This window comes from Corallococcus exercitus, from assembly GCF_003611585.1.
In the GTDB taxonomy this organism is placed as follows: Bacteria; Myxococcota; Myxococcia; order Myxococcales; family Myxococcaceae; genus Corallococcus; species Corallococcus exercitus.
The window spans coordinates 1-18086 of the sequence record NZ_RAVW01000181.1 but is presented as its reverse complement, the minus strand read 5'-3'; the positions used below and the strand labels follow the sequence as shown (position 1 = coordinate 18086).

The following is an 18086-nucleotide window of genomic DNA, read 5'->3' as shown; positions in this document are numbered from 1 at the left end:
CCGGGGCGGGCGTCGGCGGCAGCCCGATGAAGGTCTCCCGGCGTCCTTCCGCCGGGCCGTCCTGGCGGGACACCGGCTGCGGCTGCGGCGTCGCGATGGGCGCCGGCTGCGCGGGCTGCATCTGCGTCGCGGCCTGGGCCAGGTCCAGCGCGGGCATCGCCACACGGTGCGTGCGCGACGGCGGCATGGGCGGCGGCCCCCCCGGGGACTGGCCGGAGGCCCCGGCCGAGGACGGATCCACCTCCGCCTCGTCCAGGAGCAGCTCCGGCGGCGGCGGCGGGACGCTCATCGGCTCGTCCTCGTCCAGCGGACGGCCGATGTGCGTGGCGTCCTCCGCCGGGAGGAGCTGATCCGCGAAGAAGTCGTCGACCTCCGACGCGAAGCGGTCCTGCAGGTCCCCCTCCACCACCCGCTCACCCTGTTCGGTGAGCTTGAGCTGGGCCTCGCGGTCCATGGCGATGTAGTGGAACTTGCGCAGGAAGAAGAAGTAGCTGTCGAACTCCAGCGAGACGGACGGCTCGAGGGCGGCCTTCACGTCCGCCAGCTTGTTCGAGCGTCCCAGGCGGCCGTTTTCCCGCAGATTCTGCAGGATGAGCAGCGCCTCGCCACTGACGGTGTCACGATGGATGGCCGGCTTCGTCATGGGTGCGCGGACTCTACGCGGCACCCGCCCGGCGCTTCAACGTCTGCCGCGTCGAAGAAGCCCGGGGAAGTGCCCGGGAAGCCCCCGCGCCCTACCGGATGCGCAGGAGTTGCTTCACCGTCTCCAGCACTTCCACGAACCGCACGGGCTTGCGCAGGTAGATGTCCACCCCCAGCTGCATCGCCCGGTCCTGGGCCTCCTTGCCGCCCGCGGAGATGGCGATGACCGGGATGCCCTTGAGCTCCTCCTCCTCCCGGATGCGCTCCACCAGGGCGAAGCCGTCCATCACCGGCATGTAGAGGTCCAGCATCACCAGGCTGAAGCGGTCCTCGCGCAGCCGCAGGAGGGCGTGGTGCCCGTCCGGCGCGAAGTGGACCTCCAGCGGCACCTTGCCGTGCAGGTCGTTGCTCGCGAGCTTCTTCAGCACGTAGCTGTACATCTCGATGATGTGGGGGTTGTCCTCGACGATGAGCACACGGTACCCGTCCTGCTCCGAAGGGGTCACCGCGCTGTCGTTGGGTCCCGCCGAACTCAAGATGTCACCCAGTCGCCGCCGGTCCTGCTCGCTCTCCACACGGATGCCCACGCCGCCCGGCTGATCGGGCGCGGCGATGCGCACCCACGCCACCGTCCCGGCGACTTCTACCGGATCCAGCAGTCCCGGGAAAGAAAGAGCAAGTCGAAGCTCGTCCCCCACCGCGAAGAGCTGCTCGGTCTGGACGAAGAAGCCTCCGGCGGAGAGGTTTTCCGTCACGTCCCGCAGTGGACGCCCATGCGGGTAGTCCACCCGGAGGACGGTGGGGACACGAGGGTGCTGCCGCTGGTCCGCAGGGTCCGGGCTCATAACAAGGGGTTGAAATCGCTCGGAAATTTGCTGATGGCGGTCCAGTCTACCGCCGAGGGTTTATGTTGACAACGAAGCCATTGCGGCAATACGTACGGCCCGCCATGGCGGAGCCCCTGTTCACTCCTGAAGAGCAGAAGAAGTTCGACGCGGGGATCGCGGAAATCCTCTCGCACTACCCCTCTGATCGCAAAAGCGCCGGCATGCTTCCCGCGCTGCGCCTGCTGCAGGACCTCAAGGGGTGGTTGCCTCCTGAAGGTCTTCGGCTGGTGGCGAAGAACCTGGAGGTCACGCCGGAGCGCGCCTACGAGGTCGCCAGCTTCTACGTGATGTACCACCTCAAGAAGCCGGGCAAGTACGTCATCGACGTCTGCACGAACCTCTCCTGCTCCCTGTGGGGCGCGGAGAAGATGCTCGCGTACCTGGAGCAGAAGCTGGGCCTGACCGCCGGGGAGACGAACGACAAGTTCACCCTGCGCGAGACGGAGTGCCTGGCGTCCTGCGGGACGGCGCCCTGCCTGCAGATCAACGAGGATCACCACGAGCGCCTGACCCAGGCGAAGCTGGACGCCATCCTGGCCCGGCTGTCGTGAGTCGCCCCTCCTCCCCCTCGCTTTCCTAGGACGTTCATCCATGGCCTCTACGGCAAAGGCGGTCGAACCCGTCATCTCGGCGGCCTGGGGCAAGCCCCAGTCCTGGACCCTCGACAGCTACCGGTCGCGCGGTGGCTATGACGGGCTCAAGCGCGCGCTCTCCATGGAGCCCGCCGCCATCATCGACGAGGTGAAGAAGTCCAACCTGCGCGGCCGAGGCGGCGCGGGCTTCCCCACGGGCATGAAGTGGAGCTTCGTCCCCAAGGACAGCCCCAAGCCCAAGTACCTCGCCGTCAACGGCGACGAGTCCGAGCCGGGCACCTTCAAGGACCGCTACATCCTGGAGAACGACCCGCACATGATGCTGGAGGGCATCGCCATCGCGTCGTACGCGCTGGGCGTGCACACCTGCTACGTGTACCTGCGCGGCGAGTTCAAGTTCCAGGCGGAGCGCACCCAGGCGGCCATCGACGAGGCCTACAAGGCCGGCATCTTCGGCAAGTCGCTGATGGGCAAGGAGGGCTTCGCGCTCGACTGCTTCCTGGTCCGCGGCGCGGGCGCGTACATCTGCGGCGAGGAGACGGCGCTGCTGGAGTCCCTGGAGGGCAAGAAGGGCTGGCCCCGCCTGAAGCCCCCCTTCCCCGCGGTGGTGGGCCTGTTCGGCAGCCCCACGGTGGTGAACAACGTGGAGACGCTCGCCAGCGTGCCGCCCATCCTCGCCAAGGGCGCGGAGTGGTACGCGAAGCTGGGCACGGAGAAGTCCGGCGGCACGCACCTGGTCTGCCTGTCCGGCTCCGTGAACCGCCCCGGCGTCTACGAGGTGGGGATGCACACCACCATCCTGGAGCTGATCCACGACGACAAGTACGGCCAGGGCATGCCCAAGGGCCGCAAGGTCAAGGCGGTCATCCCGGGCGGCTCCTCCGCGCCGGTGCTGGGCGCGGACGAGCTGGACGTGGCGCTGGAGTTCGAGGCGCTGAAGATGAAGCAGACGATGGCCGGCTCCGGCGGCGTCATCGTGATGGACGACGCCACCTGCATGGTGCGCAGCCTCTGGCGCGTGGCCCGCTTCTACGCGGAAGAGTCCTGCGGCCAGTGCACGCCGTGCCGCGAGGGCACGCCCTGGCAGACGCGCCTCTTGCGCAAGATCGAGGAAGGCCGCGCGGAGCTGAGCGACATCGACATGCTGTCGAACGTCGCCTCCTCCATCGCGCCCTACCCCCCCATCGGCCTGGGCAACACCATCTGCGCGCTGGGTGACGCGGCGGCGCTGCCCACGCACTCCTTCCTCATGCGGTTCCGGGACGAGTTCGAGGCTCACGTGCGGGAGCATCGCTGCCCGTTCGGTGACCGCCCCTGGGGTTCCTTCGGAGACTGGTCTTGAACATCGAATTGGTCCTCTTCGGCGTCTTCGCCGTCATGACGCTGGTGTCGGCGGGGCTGGTCATCACCGCGCGGAGCCCCATCAACTCCGCCATGGCCCTGGTGTCGACGTTCTTCTTCCTGGCCGGCATCTACGTGCTGCTCTGGGCGCACACGGTGGCCGCGGTGCAGGTGCTCGTGTACGCGGGCGCCATCATGGTGCTCTTCCTCTTCGTCATCATGCTGCTCAACCTGGGGGACGCCCCCCACCGCGGCAAGCCCACGGTGACGCGGCTGCTGGGCGGTGCCTCCGCGCTGGGCCTCCTGGCCGTGCTGGTGGTGACGCTGGGCCGCGTGAACGCGCAGCCCGCGCAGCTGGACGCGAAGGGCCAGGCGGCGTTCGGCACCATGGCGGCCATCGGCCAGTCCATCTTCACCACCTGGCTGCTGCCGTTCGAAGCGGTCAGCCTGCTCCTGCTGGTGGCCATGGTGGGCGCGGTGGTGGTGGCCAAGTCCCGCATCTGACCTTCAGCGCCCCTCAGGACAACCCAATGGTCCCCATCACCTACTACCTCCTGCTGGCCGCGGCCCTCTTCTGCATGGGCATGTTCGGCGTGCTGGTGCGTACCAACGCGCTGGTCGTCTTCATGTGCGTGGAGCTGATGCTCAACGCGGTCAACCTCACGTTCCTGGCCTTCGCGCGCATGCATGGCGAAGGCACCGGGCACGTGTCCGCCTTCTTCGTCATCGCCGTGGCGGCCGCGGAAGCGGCCATCGGTCTGGCCATCGTCATCGCGGTCTTCCGCAGTCGCGGATCCGTGAACGTCGACGACATCCGGACGATGAAGCACTAACGCCCCGTCACCCCTGAGCCCATCCATGGACGGAATCACCGAATTCTTCAGAACGGCTCCCATCCCCCCCGAGGTGTTCTCTCCCTCGCTGGGGCTGATCATCCTGCTGCCGCTTTTGGGCGCGTTCGTGTGCGGGGTGTTCGGCAAGTGGCTGGGCCGGGCCAACGTGCACCTGGTGGCGTGCTCCGCCATCGCCGGCGCCTTCGTGCTGAGCCTGCTGGCCTTCTGGGCCACCAGCGACGCGGCGGGCGGGCGCGTGGTGAGCATGCCCAACCCGTTCGGCATCGAGCGGGACACCATCCGCTACGCCATCGCGCACGACTACGGGACGTGGTTCGCCGCGGGTGACTTCCGGGTGAACTTCGGCCTGCTGGTGGACCACCTGTCGGGCATCCTGCTGCTCATCATCACGGGCGTCGGCTTCCTCATCCACCTGTACTCCACCAGCTACATGGAGCACGACGACGGGTACTGGCGCTTCTTCGCGTACCTGAACCTCTTCGTCGCCGCGATGCTCACGCTGGTGATGGCCGACAACCTGGTCCTGCTCTTCGTGGGCTGGGAGGGCGTCGGCATGGCCAGCTACCTGCTCATCGGCTTCTGGTACACGGACAGCGCGAAGGCGTGGGCGGGCCGCAAGGCGTTCGTCACCAACCGCATCGGTGACTTCGCGTTCCTCATCGCCACGTTCCTGCTCATCCTCACGGTGGGCGCCTTCAACCGCCAGGCGGACGCGCGCGACTTCAACGCCGCGGGCAGCAGCCGGGCGCGCTACGAGCAGGGCATCTCCCAGAAGGGCCCCGTCACCTTCAAGGGCCTGGAGAAGCTGGCCCTGGCCCTGCCGGAAGGCACGGGCGGCGCGGTGTCCCTGGCCACGCCCATCGAGTCCGGGCCGCTGTCCGGCTACACCTTCGGCGGCGTGATGACGTCCATCATGCTGCTCTTCCTGCTGGGCGCCGCGGGCAAGAGCGCGCAGCTGCCGCTCTACGTCTGGCTGCCGGACGCGATGGCCGGCCCGACGCCGGTGTCCGCGCTCATCCACGCCGCCACGATGGTGACCGCGGGCGTGTACCTCTTCTGCCGCATGAGCGCGCTGCTGGTGCTCTCCCCCACCGCCATGGCGACCATCGCCATCGTGGGCGCGCTCACGTCGCTTCTGGCGGCGCTCATCGCGTTCGCGCAGGACGACATCAAGAAGGTGCTCGCCTACTCCACGGTGTCCCAGCTGGGCATCATGTTCATGGGCGTGGGCATGGGCGTCTTCTGGGCCGCCGAGATGCACCTGATGACGCACGCGTTCTTCAAGGCCTGCCTCTTCCTGGGCGCCGGCAGCGTGATGCACGGCAACGGTGACGAGACGGACATCAAGAAGCTGGGCGGCCTGTGGAAGGAGATGAAGGTGACGCACGCCACCTTCCTCGTCTCCACGCTGGCCATCACGGGCATCTTCCCCATCATGTCCGGCTTCTTCTCCAAGGACGCCATCTTCCACGGCGTGCACCACAACCACCTGCACGGCCTGGAGTGGGTCTCCACCTTCGTCTACGTGATGGGCCTGCTCATCACCGCGGCCACGGCGTTCTACATGTCGCGCGTCTACCTGCTCACCTTCACGGGCAAGCGGTCCCCGGAGGCGAAGCTGGCGCACGCGCATGAGAGCGCGTGGCACATGACGCTGCCCCTGGTCATCCTGGCGTTCCTGGCCTTCATCACGTTCACCTACGCCCTGCCCCTGATGCCCCGCACGGGCGGCGGGACGCAGCCGGTGTTCGAGAACTTCCTGTCCCCCGTGCTGCGCCCGGCGGAGACGGTGGCCCGCGTGGCGGAGACGGTGCACATCGACACCAGCTCGCCCTCCCTCGGGGACTACGCCTTCGCGTGGATGTGGGCGCTCCTGGGCGGCGGCGCCGCGGCGTTCGCCTACCTGAAGTTCTTCCCCTCGCGGGTGGGCCAGCCGGTGCCGGTGTTCGCGCGCGCGGTGCGCCGCACGGCGCAGAACAAGTTCTACGTGGATGAGCTCTACGAGTTCATCCTCATCCGGCCGGTGAAGTTCCTGGCCTTCATCCTCTTCCGCGTGGTGGACGCGCTCGTCATCGACACGGTGCTGGTGCGAGGCACCGCGTACGTCACGGAGAAGGTGGGCCTCGGGCTGCGCCGGATCCAGACGGGTGACGCGCAGGCCTACGCCGCCATCATGGCGCTCGCCATCCTGGGCGGCGCGGTCTACGCCCTCGTGCAGGTGCTTTCATGAGCTTCTTCGACACCCACCTGTTGAACGTCGTCATCTACCTGCCGCTCGTCTTCGCGGCGCTGGTGCTGATGCTCCCTGCCAGTGAGCACGGGCAGGTCCGCACCATCACGTTCGTGGGCATGCTGCTGGACCTGGTGTTCGGCGTCTGGGCGTACTTCCGCTTCGAGCCCTCCGGCTCGGAGTTCCAGATGGAGTTCCGCGTCCCGTGGTTCCAGCAGTTCGGGATGAGCTACCACCTGGGCGTGGACGGCCTGGCCGTGAGCCTGCTGCTCCTGACGGTGTTCCTGGGCCCGCTGGTGGTGCTCGCCTCCACCACGTACATCCAGCACCGCATCAAGGAGTTCCACCTGGCGCTGCTGGTGCTCCAGACGACGATGCTGGGCGCGCTGGCGTCGATGGACGTCCTGCTCTTCTACATCTTCTTCGAGGCCATGCTCATCCCCATGTACCTGATGGTGGGTGTGTGGGGCGCCGAGGACCGGCGCATGGCGGCGGTGAAGTTCTTCCTCTACACGCTCGTGGGCTCGCTGCTGATGCTGGTGGCCATCGTGGCCGTGTACTTCATCAGCGGCCCCCCGGGGACGCGCTCCTTCGACTACGGGCAGCTCTACAACAACCTGCTCGCCGCCAATCAGCAGCTGGCCGCGTGCGCCAACGGACCGGAGGGCGCGTGCGCGTCGCTCACGGGCCTGGCCGCCACGCTGCACACCTACGGGCCGTGGATGTTCGCCGCGTTCGCGCTGGCGTTCGCCATCAAGGTCCCCATGTGGCCGGTGCACACCTGGTTGCCGGACGCGCACGTCCAGGCGCCGGTGGCGGGCTCCATGATCCTGGCCGGCGTGATGCTGAAGATGGGCACCTACGGCTTCTGGCGCTTCGCGATTCCGCTCTTCCCCGTGGCGGCGCACGCGGCCCGTCCGTTCCTCGCGGTGCTGGCCGTCATCGGCATCGTGTATGGCGCGCTGATGTGCCTGGCGCAGCGGGACATCAAGAAGCTCATCGCGTACTCGTCCGTCAGCCACCTGGGCTACTGCATGCTGGGCCTGCTCGCCGTCACCGGTGAGGGCGCCACGGGCAGCGCGTACCAGATGCTCAACCACGGCATCTCCACGGGCGCGCTGTTCCTCCTCTTCGGCTTCCTCTACGAGCGCCGCCACACGCGCCTGATGTCGGACTACGGCGGCATCGCCAAGGTGATGCCGGTGTTCACCGCGGCGTTCGTCATCATCACGTTCTCGTCGGTGGCGGTGCCGGGCACCAACGGCTTCATCGGCGAGTTCCTGGTGCTGATGGGCACGTTCAAGAGCAGCCTGCCCCTGGGCTTCGGCGCGTTCGCCACGCTGGGCGTCATCCTGGGCGCGGCTTACATGCTGTGGATGGTGCAGAAGGTGTTCTTCGGCAGCATCACGCACCGGGAGAACCAGCACCTGCGCGACATGAACGTGCGCGAGATGCTCACCACGGCCCCCTTCATCGTGCTGGTGGCGGTGATGGGCCTGATGCCGCAGCCCTTCCTGGACCGCATCGCTCCGTCCACGGACCGCTACGTGGCGCGCGCCAGCGTGGGCGCTCCGGGCGCCACCCAGGCGAAGGACGACCAGCTGCGCGTGGAGGTGATGTCGCTGCCCTCCACCGCCGCCGTGGCCCGCCCCTCCGTTCCCGCCGCGCCGCTCGCTGCTCGCGAGTAGGCCCCGAAAGACTCCATGAACCTGCCAAATATCACCCTGGCGGAATTCCTCCCCATGCTGCCCGCCATCATCATGGTGGTGGCGGCCTCCGTCCTGCTGTTGTCGGAGGTGTTCCTCTCCGCGACGGCGTCCCGCGGCTACCAGGCGGTGCTCACCGTCGTGGCGGCGGTGGCCAGCGGCGCCGTGGCCGTGGGCCTGATGTTCGAGCCGCCGCGCGAGGTGTTCCTCGGCTTCGGCGTGCTGGACCCCTTCTCCAGCTTCCTCACCCTGGTGGTGAGCGTGGGCCTGGGGCTGGCGGCCCTGAGCGCGGTGGGCTTCCTGCGGCGTCGCGGCGCGGAGCGCGGTGAGTTCTACGCGCTGATGCTCTTCGCCTCCGCGGGCATGAGCCTGCTGGCGATGTCGTCGGAGTTCATCACCATCTTCGTCAACATCGAGGTGCTCTCCATCGCGACGTACGCGCTGACGGCGTACCTGCGCCGCGGCACGCGTCCCAGCGAGGCGGGCTTCAAGTACTTCATCCTGGGCGCCTTCTCCTCCGCCATCCTGCTGTACGGCACGGCGCTCCTCTACGGCGCCACGGGCACCACGAAGCTCAACGACATGGCGGGGCCGCTGCAGCAGGCGCTGTCCACGTCCCCGGCGCTCGTCTACGTGGGCGCGGTGCTCATCGCCGCGGGCTTCGCGTTCAAGGTGGCGGCCGTGCCGTTCCACATGTGGACGCCGGACGTTTACGAGGGCGCCCCCACCCCGGTGACGGCCCTCATGAGCGCGGGCGTGAAGGCGGCGGCGTTCGCGTCGCTGGTGCGCGTGTTCATCACGGTGGGCAAGGGCATGGACCCCAAGCTGCCGCTGATGCTCTTCGCCACGCTGGCGCTGCTCACGATGATCGCCGGCAACCTGATGGCGATTCCGCAGCGCAACGTGAAGCGCATGCTCGCGTACTCCTCCATCGCGCACGCGGGCTACCTGCTCCTGGGCGTGGCGGCGCTGTTCGTCGCGGCCCCGGGCGAGCACTTCCGCCTGCTGTCCGCGTCCTCGCTGTCCGGTGGCACGCCGCTGGACGTGGCGCGCTCGGATGCGCTGCGCGGCATCCTGTACTACCTGCTGGCGTACACCTTCAGCGCGACGGGCGCCTTCGCCATGGTCTCCGCGCTGGAGCGCCGCGAGGACGAGGAGAAGGGAACCGCGTGGGACCTGGAGCGCTTCGCGGGCCTCGCGCAGCGTCGGCCGGGTTGGGCCTTCGCCATGGCGGCCTTCATGCTGTCGCTGGGCGGCATCCCCCCCACCGTCGGCTTCATGAGCAAGCTGCTCATCTTCCAGGCCGCCATCGACGTGGGCCTCGTGGGCCTCACGGTGGTCGCGGTGCTCAGCAGCGCGGCGGGCGCGTATTACTACCTGCGCGTCGTGGTCTACATGTTCATGCACCCCATCCCCGAGGGCGCCCAGCCGCTGGAGCGCAACTGGGGCACGGAGGCCGCGCTCGTCATCGCCACCGTCGCCGTGGTGCTGCTGGGCATCCTCCCCGGCCACGTCACCGACTGGCTGGCCCAGGCCGGCACGCTGTTCGGCCAGTAGCCGCACGCCGGCAGCTCGCGGCACCCGACGCCCGCCTCGGCCCCTGGCCCTGGCGGGCGTTGTCGTTGCGGGGCATGGCTCACGGCGTCATGGCCGTGGGTGCATTGCAGAAGTGAAATGGATCCGCGCCGCGTCATGCGGATCAACGGCGGGGCGGCGGATGATGCGGGGAGTGGAAAAGAAGGCGGCCCGGCACCCGTGAGGGTGTCGGGCCGCGGGTCTTCTCAAGGTGACACACCGGAAGTGCTGAAAGGGTGGGGGGGAACCACTTTCAGCCTCGCTTCGATGCGTCCCGACGTAGGCTTTAGCAGGTGTCGTGCCAGCGCTCGCGCGGGACGAAACTCCAGAGTTCTCAGGCACTTGGACGACAGGGCGACAGTTCTGCCCCCGCCCTCCCCCATTGCAGGGCTGAAATCACGTTTCATGGATGAAAACACCCAACGAATTCGGGCGGTTGGTTTTTTCATCCCTGAACGGGGGCAATTTCGGATCTGAAGCCGTACCGGGAGGCCGGGTGGAGATCCGCTGGGAGGCTATTCGCGGGCCCCCGCGGGCGGCCGGAGGTTGAGCCGCTTCATCTTCCGCCACAGCGTGGTGGAGGAGACGCCCAGCTCGTCCGCCACGCTTGCAAGGTCCACTCCGTGGCGCTCCAGGGCCTGGACGATGGCGCGGCGCTCGGCGTCCTCCACCACCTCCGCCAGCGTGGGCCCGGTGGCCTCCGCGCCGGTGGAGCGCGGGGCGTCGCTGGGCGGCAGGCCCGCGGCTTCAGGGGTGGTGGCCGGGAGCACGCGGCCCTGGGGGCGCAGCGGGAAGTCCTCGGGGAGCAGTTCGTCCCCTTCCGCCAGCGCGGCGGCCTGCTCCACCAGGTTCTCCAGCTCGCGCACGTTGCCGGGGAAGCGGTACGTCATCAGGTGCTCCACGGCGGACTCGGACAGGCGCCGGGTCCGGGGGCTGCGGGCGTTGGCGCGGTCCAGGAAGTGCTGCGCCAGCGCGGGCACGTCCTCCAGGCGCTCGCGCAGCGGGGGCACGCGCAGCATCACCACGTTGAGGCGGTAGTAGAGGTCCTGGCGGAAGCGCTTCTCCTTCACCTCCAGCTCGATGTCGCGGTTGGTGGCCGCGGCGATCCTCACGTCCACGCGCAGCGAGGTGGACTCGCCCACGCGGCGCACCTCGCCGTCCTGGAGCGTGCGCAGGAGCTTGGACTGGAAGGTGGGGCTCGTCTCCGTCACCTCGTCGATGAAGAGCGTGCCGTTGTCCGCTTCCTCGAAGAGGCCCCGGCGCGCCCTCACCGCGCCGGTGAAGGCGCCCTTGGCGTGGCCGAAGAGCTCCGTCTCCAGCAGCGTTTCGCTGATGGCCGCGCAGTTGACGGGCACGAAGGGCTGCTTGTTGCGGCGGCTGTGCGCGTGGAGGGCGCGGGCCACCAGCTCCTTGCCCGTGCCGCTCTCGCCCTGGATGAGGACGGTGGCGTCGCTCTGCGCGACGCGCACCAGGCGCGTGGTGAGTTCGCGCATCGCCGGGCTGCGGCCCACCAGCGCGGACAGGCCGTGGCGCTCGGCGAAGTCCGTGGCGAAGCTGTCCACCGCCGCCTGGAGCTTGGAGCGCTCCAGGGCGCGCTCCACGCGGTAGAGCACCTCGCCTTCCTTGAAGGGCTTGGTGATGTAGTCGTACGCCCCCAGGCGCATGGCCTCCACCGCGCTCTCGATGGAGCCGAAGGCCGTCATCATGATGACCTGGAGGCGCGGGGCGACCTCCAGCGCGCGCCGCAGGAGCGTGAGCCCGTCCATGGGCTCCATCTTCAGGTCCGTGAGGAGCAGGTCCACGCGCTCCTTGCCGAGCACGCCCAGGGCCTCCTCGCCAGTGGCGGCTTCGAAGATGTCGTAGCCCGCCTGCTTCAGGAGCAGCGCGGTGGTGGCGCGCATGTTGCGCTGGTCGTCCACCACGAGGATGCGTCCTCGGGGAACCGGGGTGGTCGCGTCGGTCATGAGAGGGACTGGGGCTGCGTGAGCGGCAGCCAGAAGGTGAAGGTGGTTCCGCGTCCGGGGGCGCTCTCCACGGCGATTTCGCCGCGGTGCTCTTCCAGGATGCGCTTCACCACCGCCAGCCCCAGGCCGGTGCCCTGGGCCTTGGTGGTGAAGAAGGGTTCGAAGACGCGGTGGAGCAGCTCCGCCGGGATGCCCGGCCCCTGGTCCATCACGTCGATGCGCAGCTGCTCGCGGCCGGCGTGCATGTCCCGGCGCGCTTGCACCCAGACCTCGCCCCCCTGGGGCATGGCCTGGATGGCGTTGACGGCCACGTTGAAGAGGGCCTGGCGGATCTGCCGCCGGTCCATGGGCACCGTGGCGATGCCGGGCTCCACCTCCACGTGGACGTGCACCGGGCGCTCCGTGGAGGCCTGTGCCCGCGCGGCCTCCAGGGCGTCCTGGAGCACGCGCAGCAGGTCCTCCGGCTGGAGCACCGGGTTGCGCGGGCGGGTGAAGTCTAGCAGGTCGGCCACCATGCGGTTGAGGCGGTCGCTCTCCTCCGCCACGATGTCCAGCAACATCGCCGTGTCGCCGGTGGGATTCATGATGCGCCGGAGCGTGGCCACCGCGTTGAAGATGACGCCCAGGGGGTTTCGCACCTCGTGGGCGACGATGGCGGACAGCTCGCCCAGCGCGGCCAGGCGCTCGCGCTTCACCATCTCCGCGCGGGTGGCGGCCAGCTCCGCGTAGCTGGCCCACAGGGATTCGTAGAGGCGCGCGTTGGCGATGGACAGCGCCAGCTGGCCGCACGTCGCCTCCGCCAGCTCAATCAGCTCCGGGCCAAAGGGGCGCGGGCCGCGCACGTCGTCCACCAGCACCACGCCGATGAGCTCCTCGCGCGAGGTGAGCGGCAGGCCCAGCAGGGCCTTCTCCCCCAGCCGGTCGATGAGCACGGCGCTGACGGAGACGCTCGCGGACGTCAGGTCCTCCACCGCGATGGGCTTGCGCTCCAGGGCCACGCGCGCGGCCAGGTCGTCGCTGTCGAGCGGCACCACCACCGTGCGGAACAGGTCGCGGTGGGCCGCCGACGCCGCCGCGCCCCGGAGCACCTTGGCCTGCTCGTCATAGAGCAGGATGAAGCAGTTGGACACGTCCAGGAGGTGCACCAGGAAGTCGGACGCGACGTCCAGGATGCTCGCCGTCTCCAGCACGCCCGACGTGGTGCGCGCCAGGTCCAGCAGCAGGCGCGTCTCCGTGAGCTGGCGCGCGGACTCCGCCCGGAGGCGGCGCTGCTCCAGCAGCGTCACCAGCAGCTCCGCGAGCGTGGCCAGGAGCCGCGCGTCGCGCTCGTCGAAGGGGCGCTCCTTCGCGCGCAGCGCCTGCACCACGCCCACGCACTCCCCGCCCCGGGTGAGCCGCGCCGCTGTCCCGTTGCCGAAGCGGCCCTGGGACAGCGTCTCCAGCGCGCGCCCCTGCGCCTCCGACGACAGCACGCCTCCGTCCTCCCGCAGCGACGAGGCCAGGAGCACGCCGGTGGCCCGGGCCGCGTCCCCCGCCGTCACACTCCCCTCCTCCAGCCCCACGTGGGCGGCGAGCCGGGGCGCCTCTCCCGGTCCGGAGGTGACGTGCAGCGCCACCGCGCGGGCCTGGAGCAGCTCCGCCACGCGCGCGAGGAACGTCTCCGGCGACGGGGGCACGGGCTGCGCCACGAAGCGCGCCATCTCCGCCACCGCCTCCACCTCCCAGCGGCTGCGCGCGCCGTCCGCCTGGAGGTGTGCGTCCGCGAGCGCCGCGCCCACCACCTTCGCGAACAGCGTCAGCACCGAGCCGTGCCGGGGCGCCACCCACGGGCCCGCGACCCACAGCACCTCCGACTGCGGCCCTCCCACCGGCAGGTACGCGTGCGTGGGCTGCGCCTGGTCCGCGCCGCCGAACACCGGCCGCCCGTCCGACAGCGCCTCCAGTGCCAGGTGCGAATCCGCCGGCAGGGACACGCCGTCGCGCACCACCAGCCGCGTGCCGTCCCAGCGCAGGATGCGCGCCCGGAAGCCCGCGGCCTCCAGGCCCGCCAGCGCCACGCGCCGCACGCCCTCCTCCGAGCGCGCGGACACCAGCCCCGCGGACGTGTCCACCAGCCGCTCCGCCACCACCAACTCCACGGGCCGGTCCGACATCACCATGCAGCTGAGCAACAGGGCGAAGCGCCCCCCCTCCAGCCGCAGGGGGTTGGCCTGCACGTACACCTCGCCCGGCGCGCCGTGGACGCTGAGCACCTTGTAGAGCTGCGGGCGCCCGTCCAGCGGCGCGCCCGTGGCCAGCCGGTGGAAGCGCTCCCCCATCCGGCTGCGCTCCTCCGGCTGCACGAAGTCCAGGAAGGAGCGGCCCTCCACCTGCTCCAGGGTCAGGCCCAGGAGCCGCGCGTACGCGGCGTTGGCCACCTGGACGCGCCCCTCCGCCTCCACCACCAGCATGGGCTGGGCGAAGGGCTCCACCAGGGCGCGCAGCTCCCGCTCGCTGTAGACCTTGGGACTCATCCGCGACGCAGCACCCGTTTGTCCCCCACCCTCAGCGTGACCTTCTCCCGGTCGAAGTACTCCGACAGGGGGATGGTGAACTTGCGGCTCTGGCCCACCAGCTCCTTGAAGCCCTGCGTGGTGATCTCCTTCTGGTCCTTCAGGTACGCCACCAGCCGGCCGCGCAGGTCCTCCAGCGCGCCCGCGTCGAAGCACAGCTCCTCGCTCACCCGCACGCCCACGCCCGACGCCACCAGCACCTTCAGCAGCTCCTGCAGCTTCGCGGGCGTCAGCCCCAGCTTCTGGGAGAGTTCCGTGACCGTGGGCGGCGCGAGCCCCGCCGCGGAGAGCTCCGCGGACAGGCGCGTGCGCGCGGCCTCGTCACCCAGCGTCAGCGTACGGCCCCGGCCCTTCAGGCGCACCAGGTCCTTCTCCGCCTCCACGCCGCCTGCGTCCACCAGTGCCTGCACCACGCGCTGGAACAGGCGGCCGTCCAGCTGGGCGGAGAGCCGCTGACGGAGCTCCTCGCGCGACAGGCCATCTCGCATGGGCTCGCGCTCGTGGAACGCGGCGAGCAGCGCGAGCGAGCGCTGGCGCAGGCCCTCGAACACGTCCTGCGCCACGTAGAGCCGCCGGTCGCGGTCCACCAGCAGCACCTGCCCCTTCGCGCCCAGCAGCTCCAGCGTCCGCGTCAGCACCTTGGGCGAAAGCCCCGAGCGGCCGAACAGCTCCGTCTGCGTGAGCCCCGCGTAGCCCGCCTGCCTGAGGAGCCACGCCACCTGCCCGGCCGCGTCCGCCTCCAGCAGCGGCCGCACCACCGAGGACGCGCCCCGGCGCCGGCGCGGCGGCGTGATGGAGAGCACGCGCCCTCCGGCCACCGTGGCGCCCCGGCCCGGCAGCGCGCGCGAGCCGCGCAGGATGAAGCGCTGACCGACGAGCGCCCCCACCGGCGACTCCAGCCGCAGCTGCGCGAGCCCCGTCTCCCCGGGCGCGAGCGAGTCCAGGTCCAGCAGCGCCACCGTGGCCTCCACCTGCGCGGTGCCCAGGTGCAGGAGCAGCTTGCGGCGCTTCGGCAGCGGTCCCTCCGCGGCGGGCAGCAGCGTCAGCTCCACGTCCAGCATGGACGTCTCCGGCAGCTCGCCCGCGCGCGTGAGCACCATGCCCCGGTGCACGTCCTCCGTCTGCACGTCCGCCACGTTCACCGCCGCGCGCTGCCCCGCCTCCACGCGGGTTATCGGCTGGCCGTGCACCTGCACGCCCCGGACGCGAAAGGGGCCCGGACGCGCGCCGGCCACCGAGGGCAGCAGCGCCACCGCGTCGTCCACCGCCAGCGCGCCGGACAGGAGCGTGCCCGTCACCACCGTGCCGAAGCCCTTGATGGTGAAGGCCCGGTCCACGGGGAGGAACACGGGGCCCTCGGAGGGCCGCCGTGGCAGCGCGCCGCCCGCGCGGCCGAGCGCGGACTTCAGCTCCGGCAGCCCCGCGCCCGTGCGCGACGACACGGGCACCACGGGCGCGGCCTCCAGGAAGGTGCCGGCGGTGAGCGCGGCGAGGTCCGCCTCCACCAGCGCGCGCCAGTCCTCGCCCAGCGCGTCCAGCAGGTCCGCCTTGGTGAGCGCGACGACGCCCGCCTTCACGCCGAGCAGCCGGCAGATGTCCAGGTGCTCGCGCGTCTGGGGCATGACGCCCTCGTCGGCGGCCACCACCAGCACCGCCAGGTCCACGCCGCCCGCGCCCGCGGCCATGGCCTTCACGAAGCGCTCGTGGCCGGGCACGTCCACCACACCCGCCACCTGTCCGTCCGGCAGGGGCAGGTGGGCGAAGCCCAGCTCCAGGGTGATGCCCCGCCGCTTCTCCTCCGGGAGCCGGTCGGTGTCGGTGCCCGTCAGCGCCTTCACGAGGGACGTCTTGCCGTGGTCGATGTGCCCCGCCGTCCCGATGATCATCGCCGCGTCAGCGCCCTTGTCCTGAAGCCCGGAGCCCGGAGCCCTGAAGCTAGGCTCCGGCCTTGTCGGGGTCGTCGTCGAAGTGCGCGTCGCCCATCACCGGCTTGTAGTCCCACGGGAAGACGAAGAGCGAGTCCGTGGACAGCCCCACGTGGTCCGGCGTGAAGCCCTCCGGCCGCGCGATGAGGCACGCGGTGCGGATCTCCTTCGCGCCCACCTTCTTCGCGAGCGCCGTGGCCAGTTCCAGCGTGTCCCCGCTGGACGCGATGTCGTCCACGATGAGCACGCGGCGGCCCTTGATTTCGGTGGGCATCTCCTCGCTCACCTGCGGCTGGCCGCGCTCCTGGGTGCGCTCGCCCTTGTCGCGGCTGCGGCGGCTGATGCGCACGGGGAAGAACTCGCAGCCCAGGGCGCCCGCGAGCGCCCCGCCCACGAACACGCCGCCGTGGGCCACGCCCACTACCGCCTGCGGCTCCCACGCCTGACGGATGGTGCGCGCCAGCTTCTGGACCTTGCGGTCGAACTCCGCCCACGACAGCTCCACCACGCCGGTGGACTTCTGCCGGGACTGGTCGCGGCCGGTGGGTTGGCGCGGGGCCTCTACCTGGGGCGCCAGCACCATGTCATTGGGAATGGAGACGAGCTTCTCCGCGCCTTGCTTCTGGGCGGCGGAGGGCACGACAGGCTTCGGGGAAGGGTTGCGCTGGTCCTGGGACTTCGGCGGCGCTGCCCGCTTGATGGCCACGGCGAAAGCTCCGGGTGAGGTGCGGCGGCCCTGTCATATCCCGAGCACCGCGACCCCGCCACAACCGCCGCGCCTGCCTCCCCGGACGATGTGAAGCGCTGTATCATCCTCCGAGCCGCAAGGATGTCTGTCTTCAGGCCCTGCCTTCCGTCAGCATCTGCTGGATCTCCGCACCGGGGATGACATAGCGCGTCGTGCAGAACTGGCAGGTGGCCTCCGCCTGGCCTTCCTTCGCCAGCAGGTCCTGGAGCTCCTCGCGGCCCATGGCGAGCAGCGCGAGCTTCACGCGGTCGCGGCTGCACGAACAGGTAAAGCGCAGGGGGTAGCGCGACATGACCTCCAGGTCCGCCTCCGGCACCAGCGAGCGCAGCAGGGTCAGCGCCCCGTCCTGCGCGTGCGCCTGCACGGCCGTCTGGAACTGCGCCTTGAGCCGGGTGCCCAGCGCCTTGAAAGCGTCCCGGTCCCCGTTGGGCAGGGGCTGCACGAGCAGGCCCACCACGGTGGCGAGCGGATCCTCCTGGCCGTCCACCGGGCCGGGCAGCTGCGCCATCAGCAGGTGCGAGGGGACCTGATCCGACTGGTGGAAGTAGCGCTCCAGGTCCGCCACCAGGTCGAAGTGCTCCAATTCCACGGACGAGCGGTAGTACTCGCCGCCGCCCTGGTCGCGCAGCACGGACAGGAAGCCCTGGTTCCCGAGCACCGGGCGCCAGTGGTACTTGCCCTCCGTCCCCACGTACTCCACCAGGGTGTTCTTCACGTAGCCGCGCACGACGCCGTTCGCGTCGCCGTCCACGAAGAGGCCGCGCAGGGGGCCGTCGCACTCCAACTGCACGTTGATGCGGGAGTCCGTGCCCTTCCTGAGCGAGCCCATGAGGGCGGCGGCGGTGAGGCCCTGGGACAGCAGGGCGGCGGAGGCCGGCATGCTCTGGTGCGTGGCGCGGGCCTGGCGGGACAGGGCCCCGGTGGTGGCGAGGACCAGGCGCAGGTCCGACGCCTTCAACAATCCACTGACAAGCTCATCGGGCATAGGGCTGGTTAGCGTGCCCCACCCGTTCGCGCCCGCCAACGGAAGAGGGACGGGGGCGGGACGCCCGCCTGGCGGCCAGCAGTC

Annotated in this window: 13 protein-coding genes and 1 pseudogene; 7 read left to right on the top strand and 7 right to left on the bottom strand. The window is 70.2% G+C overall.

Annotated features, from left to right (window positions below):
- Positions 1 to 643: pseudogene (locus D7W79_RS22045) on the bottom strand (serine/threonine-protein kinase); the annotation flags it as partial.
- Positions 644 to 734: 91 nt separating this feature from the next.
- A complete protein-coding gene (locus D7W79_RS22040; RefSeq protein WP_120527359.1) occupies positions 735 to 1487 on the bottom strand; it encodes a TIGR02266 family protein in 753 nt (250 codons plus the stop codon).
- 104 nt (positions 1488 to 1591) lie between these two features.
- Here D7W79_RS22040 and D7W79_RS22035 point away from each other — a divergent pair, with 104 nt between their 5' ends.
- From D7W79_RS22035 to D7W79_RS22005, 7 genes are read left to right on the top strand one after another with little or no spacing between them, the layout of a single operon-like run.
- Positions 1592 to 2080: an NADH-quinone oxidoreductase subunit NuoE family protein gene (locus D7W79_RS22035; protein WP_120527358.1), complete on the top strand. Its 489-nt coding sequence runs from the start codon at positions 1592 to 1594 to the stop codon at positions 2078 to 2080.
- Between the two features lie 40 nt (positions 2081 to 2120).
- A complete protein-coding gene (nuoF, locus tag D7W79_RS22030) occupies positions 2121 to 3464 on the top strand; it encodes an NADH-quinone oxidoreductase subunit NuoF (RefSeq protein WP_120527357.1) in 1344 nt (447 codons plus the stop codon).
- Positions 3461 to 3967, top strand: a complete 507-nt coding sequence (locus D7W79_RS22025; protein ID WP_120527356.1) for an NADH-quinone oxidoreductase subunit J family protein — start codon at positions 3461 to 3463, stop codon at positions 3965 to 3967. Before nuoF ends, D7W79_RS22025 begins: the two co-directional genes overlap by 4 nt.
- A gap of 26 nt (positions 3968 to 3993) precedes the next feature.
- The gene (gene nuoK / locus D7W79_RS22020; RefSeq protein WP_120527355.1) at positions 3994 to 4296 is read left to right on the top strand and encodes an NADH-quinone oxidoreductase subunit NuoK; all 303 of its coding nucleotides are present in this window, start codon (positions 3994 to 3996) and stop codon (positions 4294 to 4296) included.
- 25 nt (positions 4297 to 4321) lie between these two features.
- Entirely contained in the window at positions 4322 to 6547 is a 2226-nt protein-coding gene (gene nuoL, locus D7W79_RS22015; protein ID WP_120527354.1) for an NADH-quinone oxidoreductase subunit L, read from the top strand.
- Positions 6544 to 8235 (top strand): complex I subunit 4 family protein, encoded by a 1692-nt coding sequence (locus tag D7W79_RS22010; protein ID WP_120527353.1) that lies wholly within the window; start codon positions 6544 to 6546, stop codon positions 8233 to 8235. The genes nuoL and D7W79_RS22010 overlap by 4 nt, the downstream gene beginning before the upstream one ends.
- A gap of 15 nt (positions 8236 to 8250) precedes the next feature.
- Complete coding sequence (locus D7W79_RS22005; RefSeq protein ID WP_120527352.1) at positions 8251 to 9810, top strand: NADH-quinone oxidoreductase subunit N; 1560 nt, start codon at positions 8251 to 8253, stop codon at positions 9808 to 9810.
- A gap of 533 nt (positions 9811 to 10343) precedes the next feature.
- On the opposite strand, the gene D7W79_RS22000 is transcribed toward D7W79_RS22005, so the two are convergent.
- The 5 genes from D7W79_RS22000 to D7W79_RS21980 all read right to left on the bottom strand — a co-directional run bounded on the left by D7W79_RS22000 (position 10344) and on the right by D7W79_RS21980 (position 18002).
- Positions 10344 to 11792, bottom strand: a complete 1449-nt coding sequence (locus D7W79_RS22000) for a sigma-54-dependent transcriptional regulator (RefSeq protein ID WP_120527351.1) — start codon at positions 11790 to 11792, stop codon at positions 10344 to 10346.
- Positions 11789 to 14305 (bottom strand): ATP-binding protein, encoded by a 2517-nt coding sequence (locus tag D7W79_RS21995; RefSeq protein ID WP_120527350.1) that lies wholly within the window; start codon positions 14303 to 14305, stop codon positions 11789 to 11791. The genes D7W79_RS22000 and D7W79_RS21995 overlap by 4 nt, the downstream gene beginning before the upstream one ends.
- Positions 14302 to 16230 carry a selenocysteine-specific translation elongation factor gene (selB, locus tag D7W79_RS21990; RefSeq protein WP_120527349.1) on the bottom strand — a complete coding sequence of 643 codons (1929 nt, stop codon included), beginning with the start codon at positions 16228 to 16230 and terminating at the stop codon, positions 14302 to 14304. Before selB ends, D7W79_RS21995 begins: the two co-directional genes overlap by 4 nt.
- A gap of 49 nt (positions 16231 to 16279) precedes the next feature.
- The gene (locus D7W79_RS21985) at positions 16280 to 16975 is read right to left on the bottom strand and encodes a phosphoribosyltransferase (protein WP_120527348.1); all 696 of its coding nucleotides are present in this window, start codon (positions 16973 to 16975) and stop codon (positions 16280 to 16282) included.
- Positions 16976 to 17108: 133 nt separating this feature from the next.
- Positions 17109 to 18002 (bottom strand): Hsp33 family molecular chaperone HslO, encoded by an 894-nt coding sequence (locus D7W79_RS21980; RefSeq protein ID WP_120527347.1) that lies wholly within the window; start codon positions 18000 to 18002, stop codon positions 17109 to 17111.
- Positions 18003 to 18086 lie beyond the last annotated feature (84 nt).